Source organism: Gillisia xinjiangensis (genome assembly GCF_046298265.1).
Lineage (GTDB): Bacteria > Bacteroidota > Bacteroidia > Flavobacteriales > Flavobacteriaceae > Gillisia > Gillisia xinjiangensis.
Map to the genome: position 1 here is coordinate 356,453 of NZ_JBKAHK010000004.1, position 18,644 is coordinate 375,096.

Here is an 18,644-nt window from a genome sequence, read left to right on the forward strand (position 1 = left end):
AAAACACAAAAAACTATGAGTTTTTTAGATTCTGTATTAAAAGTATTTGTTGGCGATAAATCCAAAAAAGACGTCAGTGAATTACAACCCATCGTTGAAAAAATCAAAGCACTTGAAAAGGAATATGAAGCGCTTAGCCTTGACGAACTCCGCGAAAAAACAGCCTTCTTCAAGAATAAGATCACGGATGCTACACGGGAAATAAAAGAGCAAATTGAAAGCCTTACCAAAGAGGCCGATGCTTCTAATGACATCACCCGGAACGAGGATATCTATGCTGAAATTGATTCTTTAAAAGAAAAAATGTATGGCATTTCTGAAGCTATTCTCAATGAGATCCTGCCAGCTGCATTTGCAACGGTTAAAGAAACCGCTAAACGATTCTTTCATAATCCACAGCTAAAAGTAACTGCAAGTGCTTTCGACCGCGAAATTTCAGCAGAGAAAGATTATGTTAACCTTGACGGAGATCACGCAATCTGGAATAATTCCTGGGATGCCGCCGGAAAACCCATCACCTGGGATATGATACATTACGATGTTCAGCTTATTGGTGGCGTGGCAATGCACCAGGGAAAAATCGCGGAGATGCAAACAGGGGAAGGTAAAACTTTGGTTGCAACATTACCCATGTACCTTAACGCACTAAGCGGGAAAGGTGTTCACCTTGTAACGGTGAACGATTACCTTGCAAAAAGGGATAGTGCCTGGATGGCGCCTATTTTTCAATTTCATGGACTTACCGTAGATTGTATCGATTACCACAGGCCAAACTCTGCTGCCCGAAGAAAAGCTTATAATGCAGATATCACCTATGGTACAAATAACGAATTTGGATTTGATTATTTGAGGGATAATATGTCCCACGCACCAGATGATCTTGTACAACGACCACATAATTATGCTATTGTAGATGAGGTGGATTCGGTTTTGGTGGATGATGCACGTACCCCGTTGATTATTTCCGGTCCAATTCCAAAAGGAGACATTCACGAGTTTGAAGTCCTGAAACCTGCAATTGCAAATATTGTTGAAGTTCAGCGCCAACATCTTACAAAAATTTTAGCGGAAGCCAAGAAACTAATCGCAGCCGGAAACACCAAGGAAGGTGGATTACAGTTGTTGAGAGTATTCAGAGGTTTGCCAAAAAACAAAGCACTTATAAAGTTCCTGAGTGAAGACGGAATAAAACAACTGCTTCAAAAAACTGAAAATCATTATATGGCAGACAACAACCGGGAAATGCCAACGGTTGATGAGGAGCTGTATTTTGTAATTGAAGAAAAAAACAATCAAATAGATCTTACCGATAAGGGAATTGAATTCCTTTCCGGAAAAGAAGACCCGGATTTCTTTGTGATGCCGGAAATTGGGATGGAAATCGCCAAAATTGAAAAAAAAGGTCTTGGCAAAGAAGAAGAGGCCGAGGAAAAAGAAGAGTTATTTCGTGAATACAGCGTAAAAAGCGAACGTATTCACACTATGAGACAACTTTTAAAAGCCTATACGCTTTTTGAAAAAGATACCGAATATGTGGTCATCGAGAACAAGGTAAAGATCGTAGATGAGCAAACCGGACGTATCATGGAAGGCCGTCGTTACAGCGACGGACTGCACCAGGCTATCGAGGCGAAAGAAAGTGTAAAGATCGAGGATGCCACTCAAACTTTTGCCACGGTTACCCTTCAGAATTATTTCAGAATGTACCGAAAACTTTCAGGAATGACGGGTACTGCGGTAACTGAAGCCGGTGAACTTTGGGAGATCTATAAACTGGATGTGGTAGAAATTCCCACCAACCGCCCTATCGCAAGAGAGGATAAGGAAGATCTGGTTTATAAAACAAAACGTGAAAAATTCAACGCGGTAATCGAACAGGTTACAGAACTTTCAAATGCCGGAAGACCGGTTCTTATAGGTACAACGTCCGTGGAAATTTCAGAATTGCTGAGCAGAATGCTTAAGCTTCGAAATGTTCCTCACAACGTATTGAACGCAAAATTGCATAAAAAAGAAGCCGATATCGTTGCCCAGGCAGGACAATCGGGGATCGTTACCATCGCCACCAACATGGCAGGTCGGGGTACAGATATTAAATTAAGCAAAGAAGTTAAGGAAGCCGGTGGTTTGGCCATTGTTGGTACAGAACGTCACGATTCCAGACGTGTGGACAGACAGTTACGTGGTAGGGCCGGTCGTCAGGGAGATCCGGGAAGTTCCCAGTTCTTTGTGTCTCTGGAAGACAACCTGATGCGTTTATTCGGTTCGGAAAGGATTGCCAAGCTCATGGACCGTATGGGACTTGAAGAAGGAGAAGTGATTCAACATTCCATGATCTCCAAGTCTATTGAACGGGCTCAGAAAAAAGTGGAAGAAAACAACTTTGGTGTTCGTAAGCGTTTGCTGGAATATGATGATGTGATGAACGCCCAAAGAGAGGTGATCTACAAACGTCGCTACCATGCATTATTTGGAGATAGACTGAAAGTGGATATCGCCAATATGATCTATGACACTTCTGAAGTGATCACAGAAAACAACAAGGTTGGTACAGATTATAAGAATTTTGAGTTTGAACTCATCCGTTATTTTTCAATGAGTTCCCCTGTTTCCGAAGAAGAATTCGAGAAAATGAGTGTTCAGGCTATCGCCGCAAAAGTTTACAAGGCAGCTTACGAGCATTATCAGCAAAAAATGGAGCGCACTTCCAAACTTGCTTTTCCTATTATCAAGCAGGTTTATGAAGATTCATCCAATAACTTTGAAAGGATCGCAGTTCCTTTTACCGATGGAAACAAGAGCCTTCAGGTAGTTACAAATCTTGAAAAGGCATATGAAACCGAAGGAAAACAGCTCACAAAAGATTTTGAGAAAAATATAACCCTTGCTATCATTGACGAATCCTGGAAAACGCATTTGCGTAAGATGGATGAATTAAAACAAAGCGTACAGCTGGCCGTTCACGAGCAAAAAGATCCATTATTGATCTATAAATTTGAAGCTTTTGAATTATTTAAAGTGATGCTGGATAAGGTGAACAGGGATGTGATCTCCTTTTTATTCAAGGGTGAAATCCCTGAAGGGACCACTCCAAATATCCAGGAAGCACGGCAGCCCAAACAAAGGGAGAAAGTAGAAACCAACAAGGAAGAGATCCAGAATTTGGATGAGCGCGCCGCACAAAGCCGTGCTGCAGGACAACGCCAGCAGCAACGTCCGCAGGTAACCGAAACCATTGTAAGAGAACATGCTAAAATTGGCAGAAATGATAGGGTTACCGTAAAAAATGTAATGACTGGGGAAAACAAGTCCATGAAATACAAACAGGCTATTCCGCTCATTGAAAAAGGTGATTGGGTTTTAACAGGAACCGAATAATAGTTTTAAAAACATATTTAAAAAATCCCGAAGCGAACCTTCGGGATTTTTCTTTTGGTGATAGGAATTGTTGAATTATAACTTAATTTAGCTGCTAAACAAATTGCATCCTCCATGAAAAATTACCGAATCGAAATTAAATGGGCCATAATTTTTATAGTCATCGGCTTATTGTGGATGGTTTTTGAAAAAGCAATGGGATGGCATTCAGAGAACATAGATAAACATCCACTTTACACCAATCTCTTCGGAATTTTGGCTATCCTGATCTATTTTCTGGCACTGAGGGATAAAAGAAAAAATTTCTATGACGGATTGATCACCTGGCGTCAGGGATTTGTTTCGGGAATACTGGTCACCGTTATCATAACTTTGCTTACGCCGCTTTCACTTTATATAACACACGAAGTTATAAGTCCGGAATATTTCAGCAACATCATCGAGTATAGTGTTGAAAATAACAGGATGAACCGCAATGATGCAGAAGCTTTATTTGGTTTAACATCTTACATGATCCAGGGAACTTCCTGGGCGCTGGTAATGGGAGTAGTAACCTCAGCCATTGTAGCCTGGATAATACGTACTAAAAAGGAATAGTTTAAGTTAAATGTTATAAAATGGATAGTGAAATGTATATTTTGCTTTCCAGGTATTCAGCCAAAAACTGAAGACTGGAAATTATAAATCAAAAACCCCGTGGCAGGCCACAAGGTATGTCCCGAATTATCCGAAGGAAAATATTTTAAGAAAATCTAACTAATCTTCAGTAATAAATTCGGATCCGGACAATTTTCAAGGTACAATTCAAGATCTTGCTTGGCTACCACTCCGGGATAATCCCCATTAAAACCCTGTAAATCGTGAATTATTTGAAAATGAAGATGCGGCGCATAATCTCCGTTCACTTTTGTAGAACCCAGGTCCCCTATTTTATCCCCAGCTTCCACAATTTGCCCAAAACAGAGATTTTTAATACATTTCCGGCTTAAGTGCCCATAGAGCGTATAAAACATTCGTTCCCCTATCAAATGTTCTAAAATAATAGTAGGTCCGTAATTCCCCATACCCTCATTATCATGAAAACTATGAACTGTTCCATCCAGAGGTGCTAAAACAGCGGTTCCGGCTTCAATCCAAAAATCTAACCCAATATGGATATTTCTGGGCGATTCTGTTTTTTCGTCGTTAAAAATAAAACTCCGCTCGTAAAAATTTCTTTTTTCATTATATCCGCCATAGGCAACTTTTGCCTTCTTTTTGGATAAAAAAGAATCTATGCCTTTTTGAATTTCGCCAGAGGAAGGGATTTCAATGTTCTTTAATTCCTCGCTTACTTCAGACAAGTCAATATGCGCATAATCCTTCTGCTTAAATTTAGTATCTAATACAGGTGTAAAGTCTGAGGTACATTCTTTTATAAAATCGGTAAATCTGGTATTAGGCATAAGTTCTTTTTTTCAAAAATAACTTATTTTATTTCAATTTTACTAAAACTTGCGTTAATGGAAATACTTCTTTTTCCGCTGGTAGCTTTATAAAAACCGTTCAACATTTGCTTGTCATAAGATTTGGTTGCTTTTACAGTGCCAACTTTAGGATACTCTATGCTGCTTTGAGTTCCGTTGTAGTTAAAATTCAGGGCAGCATCGGGCAAAGAAAACCTTAAATCGCTGTTTTTAAGCGTAACATCAAGATTTTTAAAATCCGGATGAAGCTTCCCTATACTTAGTTCTCCAAAAGTACCCGATAAGATAGCTATTTCTGTTATCTCCCCTATGTTCACATCGCTTGAGTTAGAGGTGAGTTTAATACTTTTCGCTTTATCAATCACAACATCCTGAACATAACTGGTATTCAAAACCCCGTAATTCCATTGGGAAACAGTAATTGGGGAATAAGATACTTTTACCTCCGTATTTTCGCCATCTATTATATTTGCTGAAAATTTACTGTGGGAAATATTGGCTTTCAGGTTATTTGTGCGTTGTCCAATTTTAACTTCCCCATGACGCACTTCCAAATTTAACCTGGCATTGGCAGGAACCTTGATCCTGAGCGTGCGCACAGTAGTCCTTGGCTTTCCGGAATTTGGGCTTTTTGGAGCCACAGAATTTTCTTTCAACTCCATATCATTTGCTATTCTTTCTCCTAATTGTTCCATTTTCGAACCAAAATTCTCGGCCCATTGTTCCATTTGCGCTTCGAATTTCCCTTCATTCAAGGCCATTTTCTTTTCTATATTTTTCTCCCAGACTGCTGCATTCTTTTCAAACTGCGCTGCCCATTTTTCCATGGACTTTTCAAAGTCCTTTCCGAAATTGTTTTCCACCTGCTTCTCCCATTTTTTCATATACTTTTCTCCATCCTTTTGATAGGCTTCATAATCGAAATTAAGATTTCCCATTTTGGAAGCAAAATCTGGAGGGAGTGGTGGATTTTCTGCAAGATTTTCCATCATTGGAGCGACCATTTCGGTCATTATGGGAGCGATCAATAGTTGTAGACTCCCCATAGCTTCTCCAAAACCGGCCATATCCATTTCTTTGCTCCAGGAAACACCACCGCCTGAAGTAATGTTCACTTCGCGAAGATCTCCGGAAGTTTCCAAATTCCAGGATTCCAGTTGTATTTTGGCTTCCTCCGGATTAAGGTTTTTTGAATCCAGCAGGGCTTCTATTGAAACCTGATCTTTATTCCAATGTTCTATAATAACCCTTGTATGCCGGGAGTCGATATTTACCTTTACATCTTTATTGGTGTTATAGGTATTTTCAAGTTTTTTGGATTGAGAAAATGTCGTTGTACACGCAAGGAGCAACAAGATAATGAAGGAATTATGCCTTAAGGTTTTCATAACTATCGGTTTTAGATTTTTTGATTTCGTTTAATTTGATTTTTAACCTACGTAACAAGTCAAGTCTAAGTTGTAAGTTGGACAGCATAGCTTCAATGGTTTGCTCATTGGGGCCGGTTTCATTCAACTCTGTATTAAGTCGTTGATATTCCTTATCGAGTTCTTCCAGCTCCAGCATAAAAGCATCTATAAGCGCTTTATTGTCGTTATTGATCCCAAGATTTGCCAGTTCTAAATTGATTCCGGCCAGATAATAATTTTCGATCTTCTTAAATTCCGGGGAAACATCACTTAACTGAAATCTTTTTTCCTGAGTTACCCTCAGGGTATCTTCTTCTTTCAAAGTATCAACGAGTTGAATTTCATTTCCAGAATTTCCTGAAGTATTCCAGAGGAAAAACCCGACTCCTAAAGCAACTATGAGTACCACAGCGATCTTCCGGTAAAAATAAAAACTCCCTTTGGCAGGAGGCAATGCTTTATCCAGCTTAGACTCAAAACGTTTTTGGTGACCCTTGCTCAATTTCTCGGTTGGTTGGAAATTATCGTTTTTAAACAGTTCCCTAATATCCTGTGCCATTTTTCAATTTTTTTAATTCGTCCTGTAATTTTCTTTTTCCCCTATGTATCAGTGTACGTGAAGCCACCTGAGTTATAGATAAAATCTCTGAGATCTCTTCGTGATCATATCCTTCTGTTAGATATAAAATCAACGGATATTTATACCGCTCCGACAATGATTCTATGCATTGTTTTACTTCCTGAAGACTAATTCCGTCTTCCACCTGCCAATCCTCATCTTCTTCAACCGTTCCTATTATGTGTTCATTTAAAGCCACGAGCTCCATTTTCTTGGATTTCAGCTTATCTATACATTTATTGATTACAATCCGCTTTAGCCAGGCTCCAAAAGCCACTTCTCCATTGTACTGATGCAGTTTCAGGAAGGTTTTTATAAATGCTTCCTGCATCGCATCTTCAGCTTCAAAAGGATCTTTCAAAAATCTAAGGGCAACTATGAACATTCCTTCACTGTAGCGGTTATAGAGTTCCAATTGTGCTCTCCTGTCATTGCCCCGGCATTTTTCTATAATCAGATCCATTGGAAAATAAGCTTTTGGTTAGCTGGTTAATTAAAAGACGATAAAAATATCCTTCTGTTGCAAAAATCACTCAAATTATTTTGATTTGATAAATTTAAAAAGTGTCGTCCTGAGGTTTTTATAAATAAATAGTGGGTCTGACGTGGAGCACCAATTGAATTAACTGGCTTTCTGAAACCCGGGGTTTCCTCCACATATTCTGCGATATAAAATATTGAATATCAGACTATCTGAAGTTTAATTAATATCAGATACGATATCTTTGATCCTGAAAGATTTGGCATACTTTTGGGAATTAAATGATTGCTGAAATAAGCTTAAGAAAATGAGTAAAAGATATAAATTGATATTAAAGATCGCCGGGATTATTCTAGTAATAATTATGGGCGGTTTATTTTTTAAGGAATATGCTGTTAAAGCTCATAGTCCGGAGGAAACGGTTGTCTACCAGGATGAATCCCTGGAACTTGAGGTTTTTTACAACAGGCCTTCCAAGAAAGAGCGGGAAATTTTTGGGGGATTGGTTCCTTATGGAGAAGTTTGGAGAACGGGTGCCAATGAGGCCACTACATTTTTAACCAATGAAGAACTTTTGGTGGACGGCTCTGTTTTAAAGGCGGGAAAATACACCTTATGGACAATCCCTATGGAAGATTCCTGGAAAGTGATCTTCAATTCCCAAATGTATCCCTGGGGGATCGATCTGGATGGAAAAGCATACCGGGATCCTCAATTTGACGTTTTAATCCTGGAGGCTCCAACCTTAAAACTTAAAGATACCCTGGAACAGTTTAGTATCTATTTTGAAAAATACAATGAGCTTGTTTTCCTGAAAATTGCCTGGGACACCACCAAAATTGAAGTACCTATTAAAACAAAAAAAGAAGCACAAAGCGCGCTTCTTTTTTCAAAATAATTTTTTAAATTTATTATTACTCCTCGTCCAGCATCAGGTTAAGGGTAACATCTATATTATCCCTGGTTGCTCTTGAGTAAGGGCAAATCTCATGCGCCTCATTTACCAGTTTTTCTCCGGTTTCAATATCTATATTCGGGATATAGGTATCCAAAATTACTGATAATTGCAGATCATCTTCCTCTGTTTTCCCAATCCCAACCGTTGCGGTTACATTAAAATCTCCAAGATCTACTTTATGTTTTTTAGCCACTACCTGTAAAGCACTTCCATAACAGGCAGAATATCCGGCTGCAAAAAGTTGCTCTGGATTGGTGAGTTTCTCTCCTTTTCCACCCATACTTTTAGGCAAACTTAGTTTCATATCAAGAATGCCATCATCACTTTTCAAATGACCTTCCCTTCCTCCTTCTGTGGTAACCTTAGCTTTGTACAATGTCTTCATCTTACTAATTTTTGTTTAACTTTATATAGTTTTGAAATATACTATCTTAAGAAGAGGCTATCAGCACAACTATTCATAAATTTGTCCTAAAATAAAGAATCACTTTTGACCAAGTCCTCCAGTAAATCTGCCCTTAATCAATCAGAAAGCACTCCTGCTTTCCCGCATGTGAACGCAGGTTCTATTCAGAAGATCAAAGCTTCCCGAAAAAAGCAATTTTCAGGTGAAGAGCTCAAAGATTTGTTGATTTCCGGGAATAAAACAGCGCTTGGAAGAGGGATCACGCTTGTGGAAAGCAATCTGCCCACACATCAGCAAAAAGCAGAAAAACTTATAGAATCCTGCCTTCCTTATGCACACAAATCTATTAGGATTGGTATCACAGGAGTTCCCGGGGTTGGAAAGAGCACTTTCATTGAAGCCTTTGGAAGCTTCCTGGTAAAATCAGGCAAAAAAGTAGCGGTTTTGGCCGTAGACCCAAGCAGCTCGGTTTCTCATGGAAGTATTATGGGAGATAAAACCAGGATGGAAAACCTGGTTACCGAGGAAAATGCCTTTATCCGCCCATCCCCATCAGGAGATTCTTTGGGCGGGGTTGCAAGAAAAACCCGCGAAAGCATAATTCTATGTGAAGCGGCAGGTTTTGATGTTATTTTGATAGAAACCGTTGGAGTTGGTCAAAGCGAAACTACCGTCCATAGTATGACCGATTTTTTCCTTCTTCTGAAATTAGCCGGAGCCGGAGATGAATTGCAGGGAATAAAACGCGGAATTATTGAAATGGCCGATGCCATCGTGATCAACAAAGCCGATGGTGAGAACCTGAAAGCTGCCCGGGAAGCCCGGCTTGAATTTAACAGGGCACTTCATTTATATCCGCCTAAAGAAAGCACCTGGCAACCCAAAGTTTCCCTTTGCAGTGCGATAGAAAATACCGGCATAACCGATGTATGGGAGATGATAAGTGAATATCTGAAGCTTACAAAAAAGAATGAGTTCTTTGAAAAGAACCGGCAGAAACAAAATAAATTCTGGTTATTGCAAACCATCAACGAACATTTAAAGCAGCGATTTTATCAGGATCCACATATTAAAAAAACTCTAAAAGAACAATTAACTGCGATTGAAAATAATGAAACCACTCCCTTTGCAGCAGCTAAACTTTTACTAAACTTGCATAATGAATTATGATTTTACCATAATTGTTCCGGTGTACAATGAATTGGGCAATTTGAATAGGTTAGAGCAACTTTTGAACGCTTATTTTCAAGATGCATCCCTAAAAACCTGCGCTATTTTAGTGGATGACGGATCTTCCGATGGAAGTACAGAGCTAATCCAGGAAATTTCTAACCGGAATGAACATATCTATTCAATAATATTTTCTGAAAACTCCGGAAAAGGCGCCGCCCTTAAGGCAGGCTTTGAAGCGGTAAAATCTCCACTCGTTGGTTATATGGATGCCGATTTACAGACCCATCCCGAAGATTTTGAAAAATTGCTCCCGTTTACAAAGGATTATCAACTCGTAACCGGCTGGCGAAAAGACCGAAAAGATACCGGGATAAAGAAGATCTCTTCCCTGATAGGAAATGGGATACGCGGACTTTTAATCCAGGATCAAATTCACGATTCCGGATGCCCGCTAAAGGTCATGGACAGTCATTACGCCAAGCAAATCCCGATGTTTTCCGGACTTCAGCGATTTATTCCTGCCATGATACTTTTGCAGCATGGAAAGATCAAGGAAGTACCCATACCCCACTATCCAAGGCTGGAAGGCGTTTCCAAGTACTCATTTAAAAACAGATTCCTGGGCCCCCTTATAGATTGCTTCGGATATATTTGGATGAAAAAAACCTATATCCGCTATAACATCAAAGAAAAAAAACTCTATTAAAGTTGCTGCAATTCAATACCCTGAAGTCTGTTCATTTTAAAAATCCATTCGGAATTTGTTTTCCGCTTCTATGGATGTTAAAAACCTGTTTTAACTTTAAAGTGATACAAAAAGATGAGTAGCTGGCAAATTTACAGCATAGGATTTGCGGCTCAACTATTGTTTTCCAGCAGGCTAATCCTGCAATGGTTTATTTCCGAAAAACATAAGAAGGTATTAACCCCATCCATGTTTTGGAAACTTAGTCTAATCGCTTCGTTCCTTCTTTTTGTTTACGGCTATTTAAGGGATGATTTTTCTATTATGCTTGGCCAGGCACTTACCTACTTTATTTATATTCGCAATCTGCAATTACAGGGAGAATGGAAAAGGCTTCCTAAAATATTTCGAATATTTTTATATCTGTTCCCAATATTAATCGTCATATATTCTTACAATAACAACACCTACGACCTTCAAAATCTTTTTTTTAATGAAATGATTCCATTTTGGTTATTGATCCTGGGTATCACAGCGCAGATAATTTTCAATTTTCGCTTTATTTATCAATGGATCTATTCAGAAAAAATTAAGGAATCTGTCCTTCCATTGGGTTTTTGGATTCTAAGCATTATAGGATCCTTGCTTATTCTTATATATGCTGTTTTCCGAAGAGATCCGGTTTTATTTATAGGTCATATTATGGGAAGTTTTATCTATATCAGAAATATTATTATAAGTCAAAAATATGTCAAAATATAATTCCAGAAATTTACCATATTTACCCCTTCTTATCTTATTGGGGTTATTGCTGTTTTTAGTAAATCTCGATGCTTTGTTTGTAAATATCATGGAAGCCCGTAATTTTATTGCGGCGCGGGAAATGCTCACTCACGGAAACTGGATCTTTACCACGATGAATGAGCTGCCACGTTATGAAAAACCACCGCTTCCCACCTGGTTAACTGCAATTTCAGCAGGATTATTCGGATTGGAAAACCTGTTTGCTTACAGATTACCAGCCGCTTTAACATCGATATTCCTGGTAGTCATTTTTTACAAATTTCAATTAAGGCTCAATATCAAAAAATCATTTGCCTTTGGAGCGAGTGTGATATTGATGACTTCCTTTTATATTGTATTTTCCGGAAGGGACGGGCAATGGGATATTTTCACACACAGCTTTATGGTAGCTTGTTGCTACTTTTTTGTCCTGATGCTCACTTCAGAAAAAAAGAACATTCTGTATGCATTTGTTGCAGGTTTATTCTTTGGCGCCTCTCTTATGAGCAAAGGGCCGGTTTCGCTCTATGCTCTATTTCTTCCTTTTCTTATAAGTTATGGGGTGATTTATAAATTTAAACAGCCCGGAAAAAATTGGAAATTATACCTGATTTTTATTCTTACCGGCCTTATTTCCGGCTCCTGGTGGACGGTTTACGTTCATTATTATGATCCTGCGGCATTTGCCGAAATCGCCACCCAGGAAAGTTCCCGCTGGTTTAATTATAACGTTCGGCCAATTTGGTATTACTGGAGTTTTTTCACCCAAAGCGGCATCTGGACAATTCCGGCATTGCTTGGGTTATTTTATTGGTATTTAAAAGGCAAAGTATCCAATTTAAAAGCCTATCAATTTTACCTTTTATGGACCCTTATCTCTGTGGTTCTACTATCCATTATTCCTGAAAAGAAAAGCCGCTATTTGTTGCCGGTATTAATTCCCCTGGCTGTTACTACGGCCTTTTACGTGGAAGTTGTTATAAAGAATTTCAGGCATAACTTCAGTAAAACAGAACGCTTTCCTGTCTATTTAAATTTCATACTCCTTACACTCATCGCTTTTGCTGCTCCGGCAATACTTTATTATGCATTGGGAGCGGTAGTCCTGGAAAAAAGCTTTGTTTATGTTGGTTTTAGCCTTGGTATGATCGCTCTTGGTGCCCTGTTTATCTTCGGAATGATAAAATCCAGGATAAAACTGCTTTTCAGTTTACAGGCAACCATGATTCTTTTCATTATCCTCCTTGGCTTTCCCCTGACAAAACTCATAGATCCGGACAGAAATACCCCTAACATCTCCAATCTAAAAGACCTCATGGAGGAAGAAAACCTGGTGTTATATGATGCCGTTGGGATGCTCCCGGAATTGATCTGGGAATATGGAAAGCCTATCCCTGTAATAGCCAGCCCGGAAGACATATCCAAGTCAGAAGAAAAATTCGGGGTACTGATAGCTCATGGTGATAAAGACCAGCAAGAAGCATTTAAAAACTGCATTCTGGAATTTCAAGGAACCCTGGATCTCAATCCAACTATTTCCAAAGGAAGCAATTCAAGATTGATGAGGGATTTTTATATCGTTAGGAAAAAACAACCTTAAATTTCCGAATCAAATAAACCTGTAGCAGATAGAACAGATATCCTAAAAAAGCACCAATAAGCATCCCGGTAATCACATCGAGTGGATAGTGAACCCCTACATAGATGCGACTGTAACTTACCACCAGCGCCCAGAAAAGCATCATATAGATCAACTTGGGATAGGCTTTTTTCAAGATCAACCCTACAAAGATCGCCAATGCAAAAGAACTGGCGGCATGGGCCGAAAAATATCCAAACCGCCCGCAGCGTACCGCGATATATCTTGCATATTCCATTATGCCTTCCTGCCTGCAAGGCCTTAGGCGCTCGAATCCGTCTTTAAAAACATTCGCAAGTTGATCTGTACAGGTGATTAGCAAAGCGATCATAACCAATGAAATCGCGGTTCCTTTCACCCCGTATCTTCTAAAAATAAGGTACAATAACAGCACATAAAGGGGAATTGCCGTCCATTTATCTGTGATCAATAACCAGAACCAGTCCCAGGCAGGATTTCCAAGATTATTTAAATACAGGTATAACTTCGCGTCTAATTCAAGGATTTTTTCAATCATTCTTTAATCCTCATAACGGGAAACTTCCCTGTCATAAAACTCACTGGCTTCAGTGATCAAATCCTCAGCAAGAGTTGCCAATTCTTTTTCATCACTTTGATCAAAGTCTTCCAGCCACTCTACATCATCATTTTCAAGATTGATTATAAAACGGGGATATTCTGTGTGTATAACAAAAATAGCATCGGGATAATCGGTGTTATCACCTAAAAGGAATTTCGGGAAATCCATAATTTCTTATTGTTTATTTGGTAAATTTAATAGTAATACTTATTAATTATAATCGTTTCTGAATTTTTTTTGAAAGGCTGGAAATACCGTTGTAGCCTACTTTGCTTTATTTTTCAGTTCCTGAAGTAGCCGCTGAAAAAACCAGCTCTTCCTTCAGAATTAATTTTCTGCTTAAATAATTAAACCTAAAATACAATAATATCGCTGAAGCAGACAATCCAACCAACAATCCCAACCAAATTCCCATGCTCCCGAGTTGATCTGCTTTTCCAAAATAAATTGAAACCGGAAATCCTATGATCCAATAGGCGATAAAACAAATAAGTGTTGGGATCTTCACATCCTGCAGGCCTCTTAAAGCTCCCAGGATCACGACCTGTAACCCATCGCTTAACTGAAATAATGCTGCGATAATCAATAATTGAGCCGCCAGAATGATCACTTCGCTATTGTCTATATATAGGGTGGGCAACCAGTCTTTCAATAAAATAAATCCAAGTGCAAACAGGGCCTCGATCAAAAATACCAATAAGAATGTTGAAAGTGCAATTCGCCTTAAATCCTTATAATTTTTCAAGCCCTTTTGATTTCCAACCCGTATTGTTGCAGTAACTCCCAATCCTACCGCGATCATGTAGGTCATAGAAGCCAGGTTAAGCGCTATTTGATTTGCCGCCTGCGGATTGGTACCCAGGGTTCCTGCCAGAAGGATGGTTCCGGCAAAGATCGCTACCTCGAAAAACATTTGTAAAGCGGTAGGAAACCCAAGTGCGAGAAGGTGCTTAAAAATAGAAATCTTAAGAAGCTCCTTTTTGCTCCAGATAAAATAATTTCTGAATTTTTTCTTTCTGCGAAGGATCTCCCAAATGAACCACAACATAAAAAATCGTGAAATTAGGGTCCCTATTGCCGCTCCCCGAAGTTCCAGCCTTGGAAAAATCCAGATTCCGTATATGAGCAGATAATTAAATACCACATTCACCACATTGGAGATCAGGATGGCGTACATGGAATATTTGGTTTGTGACAGTCCGTCGGCAAATTGCTTATATGCCTGAAATATCATAAGCGGGATCATTGAAAAAGCCACAATTTCAAGATATGGGATCGCGAGAGCCACCACTTCCGGCGGCTGGTTTAAATGATATAAAATAGGTTTCGCCAGTAACAATATCAAAAATAAAAAGATTCCACTCACGGCGCACATCATAATACCGTGATGAAAATAGCTTCTTCCCTTTTCAATATCTCCGGCACCATCCGCCTCGGCAATAAGCGGGGTGATTGCAAAGGAAAATCCTATTCCCAGGGAAAGCGCAATAAAAACAAGACTATTCCCCAGGGATACTGCAGCCAGGGGTGCAGCTCCCAATTGACCTATCATTAAATTATCTACCAGGCTAACCAGCACATGACCCAGTTGCCCCATCATGACGGGGAAGGCTATGTGAAGATTTTTCTGAAATTCTCTTGTGTAGGCTGCTAATTGCAATTCTTAATTTTTAAGCTGCAAAGATAACAGGATTTGACAGGCCGGAAATTGAAATCGGTTTTAATTTGCTCCCTAAGTGCGCGGGATTCTTCACTGAGTTCAGAATGAATGCCAAGGTGGTTTTTTTGTCATCTGAACGAGCTTTTGGGCGAGGAAGAATCCCTACCAATCAACATTAATCCCCGTAAATTCCTCTCATATCTCAAATTTTACTACTCACTACTCTTTTATCCCATATTTATCTACCAGGTAAATGAGCGAAGTCATGGTAGCCGCACCAAGTTCCAATTCCCTTTTGTTAATATGTTCAAAAGTATCATTATCTGAATGGTGATGATCGAAATACCGTTGCGAATCTGGGCGCAATCCTGCCAAAACGGTTGATCCTCCGCGCAATGGACCGATATCGGCACCGCTTCCGCCCCTGTCGAACTGATGAATAAGATATGGCCTAAACAGCTCATTCCAGCTGGTTATTTGTGCATATTGGGCATTATCTGCTTCAAAGGAAAAACCCCTGGGAGTGAATCCACCGGAATCGCTTTCCAAAGCAAAAATGTGATTTTCATTCTTTTCTTTTGCCACCTCAGCATATTTATTTCCGCCGCGAAGGCCGTTTTCCTCATTCATAAATAATACCACCCGAATACTGCGTTTTGGCTTAATTCCCATTTCTTTTAAGAGGCGTAGCACCTCCATGGATTGTACCACTCCGGCACCATCATCATGGGAACCATCTCCCATGTCCCAGGAATCAAGATGTCCTCCTACCATAATAATCTCTTCAGGAAATTCACTTCCTGTAATTTCTCCAATCACATTATAAGATTCAACATCCGGAAATTGCTCCGAATTCAATTTAAAATATAGTTTTATATCTTTTTGGATCTTTAAAAGTCCGCTTAAATATTCAGCATCATTTGTGCTTATTGCTGCAGCAGGAATCCTTTCAGAAACAGGAAGCTCCCCATAACTCATAGTTCCGGTATGTGGAAAATCATCCAGTCGAAGGTTTACAGATCGTACTATCACCCCTACCGCACCATATTTTGCAGCTTCTGCGGCTCCGGAATAGCGCTGATCTACACAACCCCCATAGGCTTCAAAAGTATTGATTATATCTGCTCTCATTGGGCGGTTATAAAAAACGATCTTTCCTTTTATCTGGCCCTCTCCGTACCTTGCAAGATCTTCAATACCCTGCACTTCCAGCACCTCTGCCTTTGTACCTTCCTTTGAAGTAGCCACAGATCCTCCCAAAGCGGTAATATTGACATCTCTTGTGCTGCCCGGAGCTGATTCCACATAAGCATATTCCTTAGCCCCCCTAACCCATTTTGGAACCATTACAGGTTGCAGCCAAACGCTATCGAGGCCTAGTTTTTCCAATTCCTTTTTAGTGTATTCCACAGCCCGCTGAGCACCCGTTGAGCCTGAAAGCCTGTGCCCTATTTCATTTGACAAATGATCCAGCCAGCTATAAGCCTGCCCATTAAGCAATGCCATATCATATACGGTTCGAATATTTAGTGAATCTTCAGCATTTTGAGTAGACTGAGCGATTGAAGAAAAGGAAAAACCAATAAATAAAAAAAGAAGTGATATTATTTTCATCGGAAAATGGGGATTTAAATGTAAAAGATAAATTACAAATTTAACAGGAATCAAGAGTCTTGGGGCAAGCCAAAAAGTTAAATCCTCAATGAGGGATTAAAGCAATCTATCAGGGTTTATATTCCTTTTGAAGTTGCTCTCTGTATTCCGAAAGGTTTTTTAAAATATCGGGAGACAACTCCGGTTCCTGAACGTCTTTATATTTAACAAGTTCTTCCAGAATGATCTTTGCTGTTAGATATCTGGCAGTGGCCTTATCATTGGAAGGGATTATATACCAGGGAGCATGAGAAAAGGAAGTCCGGGAAATTGCATCCTCATAATACCCCTGGTAATCATCCCATAATTTCCGTTCTTTAAGATCACCAGGGGAAAATTTCCAATTTTTATCTGCTTTATCAAGCCGACGTAACAAGCGTTGGCGTTGTTCCTCTTTTGAAATATTCAAAAAGAACTTAAAAATAATAGTTCCATTCCGGGAGATATGTTTTTCAAAATTCCTGATGTCTTCAAATCGCTTTTCCCAGAAATCCTCGGTTATATCCTCGACTTTATTTATATCAGGCAAGTTTTCATTAAGAATATATTCGGGGCGCACCCGGGTAACGAGCACATTTTCATAATGTGTCCGGTTAAAAACACCAAATTTCCCCCTTGCCGGCAAGGCGATGTAATGTCTCCATAAGAAGTCGTGCTTCAACTCCAATGAAGAGGGAACTTTAAAGCTATGCACCACGACTCCACGGGCATTTAAATCCTTAAAGACCTCACGTATGAGGCTATCTTTTCCGGCGGTATCCATTCCCTGTAAACATATCAAAACCGAATATTTACCATGAGCGTACATAACATCCTGCCAATCGGCAAGTTCCACCCTGATTTTCGCAAGTTTTTTCTCGATTGTTTTCTCCTTTACACCAAGCGAGAACGAGGTTGGAAAATCCTTTAGATTTATTTTTCCGGAAGCTAAAAATTGTTTTGAATTCGGTTTTTTCATCGGGGATCAAGTTTTAATTTTTAATATTTTCTAGTTCTTATCTAAAGAAATTACCTTAATTTTATTCAGGTTGAGCCATTTTCCGGGCTGGTTATTTCTTATAAAACCTTTTGATCCTAAAGATACACAACTTAAAAAGATATAATTTTTTATATTCGCAGTTAAATCAAATCAGCTTGAAAAAAGAAGAAGTTATAGAGAAGGTAGCACTTTTATTGAAAGAAATCCCTACTTCCATGGAGATCGTTAAAGACGACTCTAAAAAAGACAAACGCTTTCATTACCTGGCCACACATATGGTAGAAAAGGCCCTGAAAAAAGACGCACTAATAATTTCTAAAAACCAAAAAGGGATCGCTATCTTGTTTAAAACAAGCAGGAAGGATGATAATTTTTGGGCAGAAATTCCCGAACAACTCGGTCTTTTAATTAATGTTACTGGTTTTAAAAAGGCTATGAATATTTTAAAAAGCCAGAAATACATTAAAAATCAGCGACCTAAAGAAGGAGAGTATTTATATTGCTGGTTCTGGGGAATTTTGGCAGATGCAAGGGGAGCAGATACCCAGACGGGAAAGGAGATGAAAGATGAATTTTACCGTCAGGCTGTGGAATACAACCTTCCGTTATATGCTGAAACACGAATGAGACAAAATGCCCTTGTATATCAAAGATTTGGATTTGAACTTTTCAATAAATGGCAACATCCCAGTGGAGATACAATGTATTTCCTGAGATATATCCCGCCGGTGCTCAAGAAGTAAGAGTAATACCTAATGTAGAACATATCTTTTGA

General features: G+C 39.2%; 18 protein-coding genes. 8 read left to right on the plus strand and 10 right to left on the minus strand.

From position 1 onward, the window contains the following. Nucleotides 1-15: 15 nt before the first annotated feature. Nucleotides 16-3,378 (plus strand): preprotein translocase subunit SecA, encoded by a 3,363-nt coding sequence (gene secA / locus ACKGJN_RS09065; RefSeq protein WP_409539167.1) that lies wholly within the window; start codon nt 16-18, stop codon nt 3,376-3,378. 114 nt (nt 3,379-3,492) lie between these two features. After that, complete coding sequence (locus ACKGJN_RS09070; protein ID WP_409539168.1) at nt 3,493-3,975, plus strand: DUF4199 domain-containing protein; 483 nt, start codon at nt 3,493-3,495, stop codon at nt 3,973-3,975. A 155-nt stretch (nt 3,976-4,130) separates the two neighbouring features. Here ACKGJN_RS09070 and ACKGJN_RS09075 read toward each other — a convergent pair whose 3' ends face one another. The 4 genes from ACKGJN_RS09075 to ACKGJN_RS09090 are packed head-to-tail and all read right to left on the minus strand — an operon-like array spanning nt 4,131 to nt 7,335. Continuing rightward, complete coding sequence (locus tag ACKGJN_RS09075) at nt 4,131-4,823, minus strand: peptidoglycan DD-metalloendopeptidase family protein (RefSeq protein ID WP_409539169.1); 693 nt, start codon at nt 4,821-4,823, stop codon at nt 4,131-4,133. 23 nt (nt 4,824-4,846) lie between these two features. Next, on the minus strand, nt 4,847-6,232 hold the full coding sequence (locus tag ACKGJN_RS09080; protein ID WP_409539170.1) for a hypothetical protein: 1,386 nt from the start codon (nt 6,230-6,232) through the stop codon (nt 4,847-4,849). Continuing rightward, the gene (locus tag ACKGJN_RS09085; RefSeq protein WP_409539171.1) at nt 6,213-6,812 is read right to left on the minus strand and encodes a hypothetical protein; all 600 of its coding nucleotides are present in this window, start codon (nt 6,810-6,812) and stop codon (nt 6,213-6,215) included. The genes ACKGJN_RS09080 and ACKGJN_RS09085 overlap by 20 nt, the downstream gene beginning before the upstream one ends. Next, entirely contained in the window at nt 6,796-7,335 is a 540-nt protein-coding gene (locus ACKGJN_RS09090; RefSeq protein ID WP_409539172.1) for an RNA polymerase sigma factor, read from the minus strand. The genes ACKGJN_RS09085 and ACKGJN_RS09090 overlap by 17 nt, the downstream gene beginning before the upstream one ends. 325 nt (nt 7,336-7,660) lie before the next feature. Here ACKGJN_RS09090 and ACKGJN_RS09095 point away from each other — a divergent pair, with 325 nt between their 5' ends. Next, nucleotides 7,661-8,251 (plus strand): DUF2911 domain-containing protein, encoded by a 591-nt coding sequence (locus tag ACKGJN_RS09095; RefSeq protein ID WP_409539173.1) that lies wholly within the window; start codon nt 7,661-7,663, stop codon nt 8,249-8,251. Between the two features lie 16 nt (nt 8,252-8,267). Here ACKGJN_RS09095 and ACKGJN_RS09100 read toward each other — a convergent pair whose 3' ends face one another. After that, nucleotides 8,268-8,696, minus strand: a complete 429-nt coding sequence (locus ACKGJN_RS09100; RefSeq protein WP_409539174.1) for an organic hydroperoxide resistance protein — start codon at nt 8,694-8,696, stop codon at nt 8,268-8,270. Between the two features lie 105 nt (nt 8,697-8,801). Between ACKGJN_RS09100 and meaB the strand changes: the two genes are divergently transcribed. The 4 genes from meaB to ACKGJN_RS09120 all read left to right on the plus strand — a co-directional run bounded on the left by meaB (nt 8,802) and on the right by ACKGJN_RS09120 (nt 12,958). Next, nucleotides 8,802-9,887 carry a methylmalonyl Co-A mutase-associated GTPase MeaB gene (gene meaB, locus ACKGJN_RS09105; protein WP_409539175.1) on the plus strand — a complete coding sequence of 362 codons (1,086 nt, stop codon included), beginning with the start codon at nt 8,802-8,804 and terminating at the stop codon, nt 9,885-9,887. Next, nucleotides 9,877-10,596, plus strand: coding sequence for a glycosyltransferase (locus ACKGJN_RS09110; protein ID WP_409539176.1), 720 nt, complete (start codon nt 9,877-9,879; stop codon nt 10,594-10,596). The genes meaB and ACKGJN_RS09110 overlap by 11 nt, the downstream gene beginning before the upstream one ends. Nucleotides 10,597-10,710: 114 nt before the next feature. Further along, nucleotides 10,711-11,337: a lipid-A-disaccharide synthase N-terminal domain-containing protein gene (locus tag ACKGJN_RS09115; RefSeq protein ID WP_409539177.1), complete on the plus strand. Its 627-nt coding sequence runs from the start codon at nt 10,711-10,713 to the stop codon at nt 11,335-11,337. Next, on the plus strand, nt 11,324-12,958 hold the full coding sequence (locus ACKGJN_RS09120; protein ID WP_409539178.1) for an ArnT family glycosyltransferase: 1,635 nt from the start codon (nt 11,324-11,326) through the stop codon (nt 12,956-12,958). Before ACKGJN_RS09115 ends, ACKGJN_RS09120 begins: the two co-directional genes overlap by 14 nt. On the opposite strand, the gene ACKGJN_RS09125 is transcribed toward ACKGJN_RS09120, so the two are convergent. The 5 genes from ACKGJN_RS09125 to ACKGJN_RS09145 form a co-directional block, all read right to left on the minus strand. After that, nucleotides 12,939-13,514: a phosphatase PAP2 family protein gene (locus tag ACKGJN_RS09125; protein ID WP_409539179.1), complete on the minus strand. Its 576-nt coding sequence runs from the start codon at nt 13,512-13,514 to the stop codon at nt 12,939-12,941. The two genes, ACKGJN_RS09120 and ACKGJN_RS09125, sit on opposite strands and share 20 nt — an antisense overlap. Nucleotides 13,515-13,517: 3 nt before the next feature. Next, nucleotides 13,518-13,745: a hypothetical protein gene (locus ACKGJN_RS09130; protein ID WP_409539180.1), complete on the minus strand. Its 228-nt coding sequence runs from the start codon at nt 13,743-13,745 to the stop codon at nt 13,518-13,520. Between the two features lie 106 nt (nt 13,746-13,851). After that, nucleotides 13,852-15,237: an MATE family efflux transporter gene (locus ACKGJN_RS09135; protein WP_409539181.1), complete on the minus strand. Its 1,386-nt coding sequence runs from the start codon at nt 15,235-15,237 to the stop codon at nt 13,852-13,854. A gap of 219 nt (nt 15,238-15,456) precedes the next feature. Continuing rightward, nucleotides 15,457-16,851, minus strand: coding sequence for a M20/M25/M40 family metallo-hydrolase (locus tag ACKGJN_RS09140; protein WP_409539182.1), 1,395 nt, complete (start codon nt 16,849-16,851; stop codon nt 15,457-15,459). Between the two features lie 109 nt (nt 16,852-16,960). Next, nucleotides 16,961-17,848 carry a PPK2 family polyphosphate kinase gene (locus ACKGJN_RS09145; protein ID WP_409539183.1) on the minus strand — a complete coding sequence of 296 codons (888 nt, stop codon included), beginning with the start codon at nt 17,846-17,848 and terminating at the stop codon, nt 16,961-16,963. 176 nt (nt 17,849-18,024) lie between these two features. Here ACKGJN_RS09145 and ACKGJN_RS09150 point away from each other — a divergent pair, with 176 nt between their 5' ends. Then, nucleotides 18,025-18,612 carry a hypothetical protein gene (locus tag ACKGJN_RS09150; protein WP_409539184.1) on the plus strand — a complete coding sequence of 196 codons (588 nt, stop codon included), beginning with the start codon at nt 18,025-18,027 and terminating at the stop codon, nt 18,610-18,612. Nucleotides 18,613-18,644: the final 32 nt, after the last annotated feature.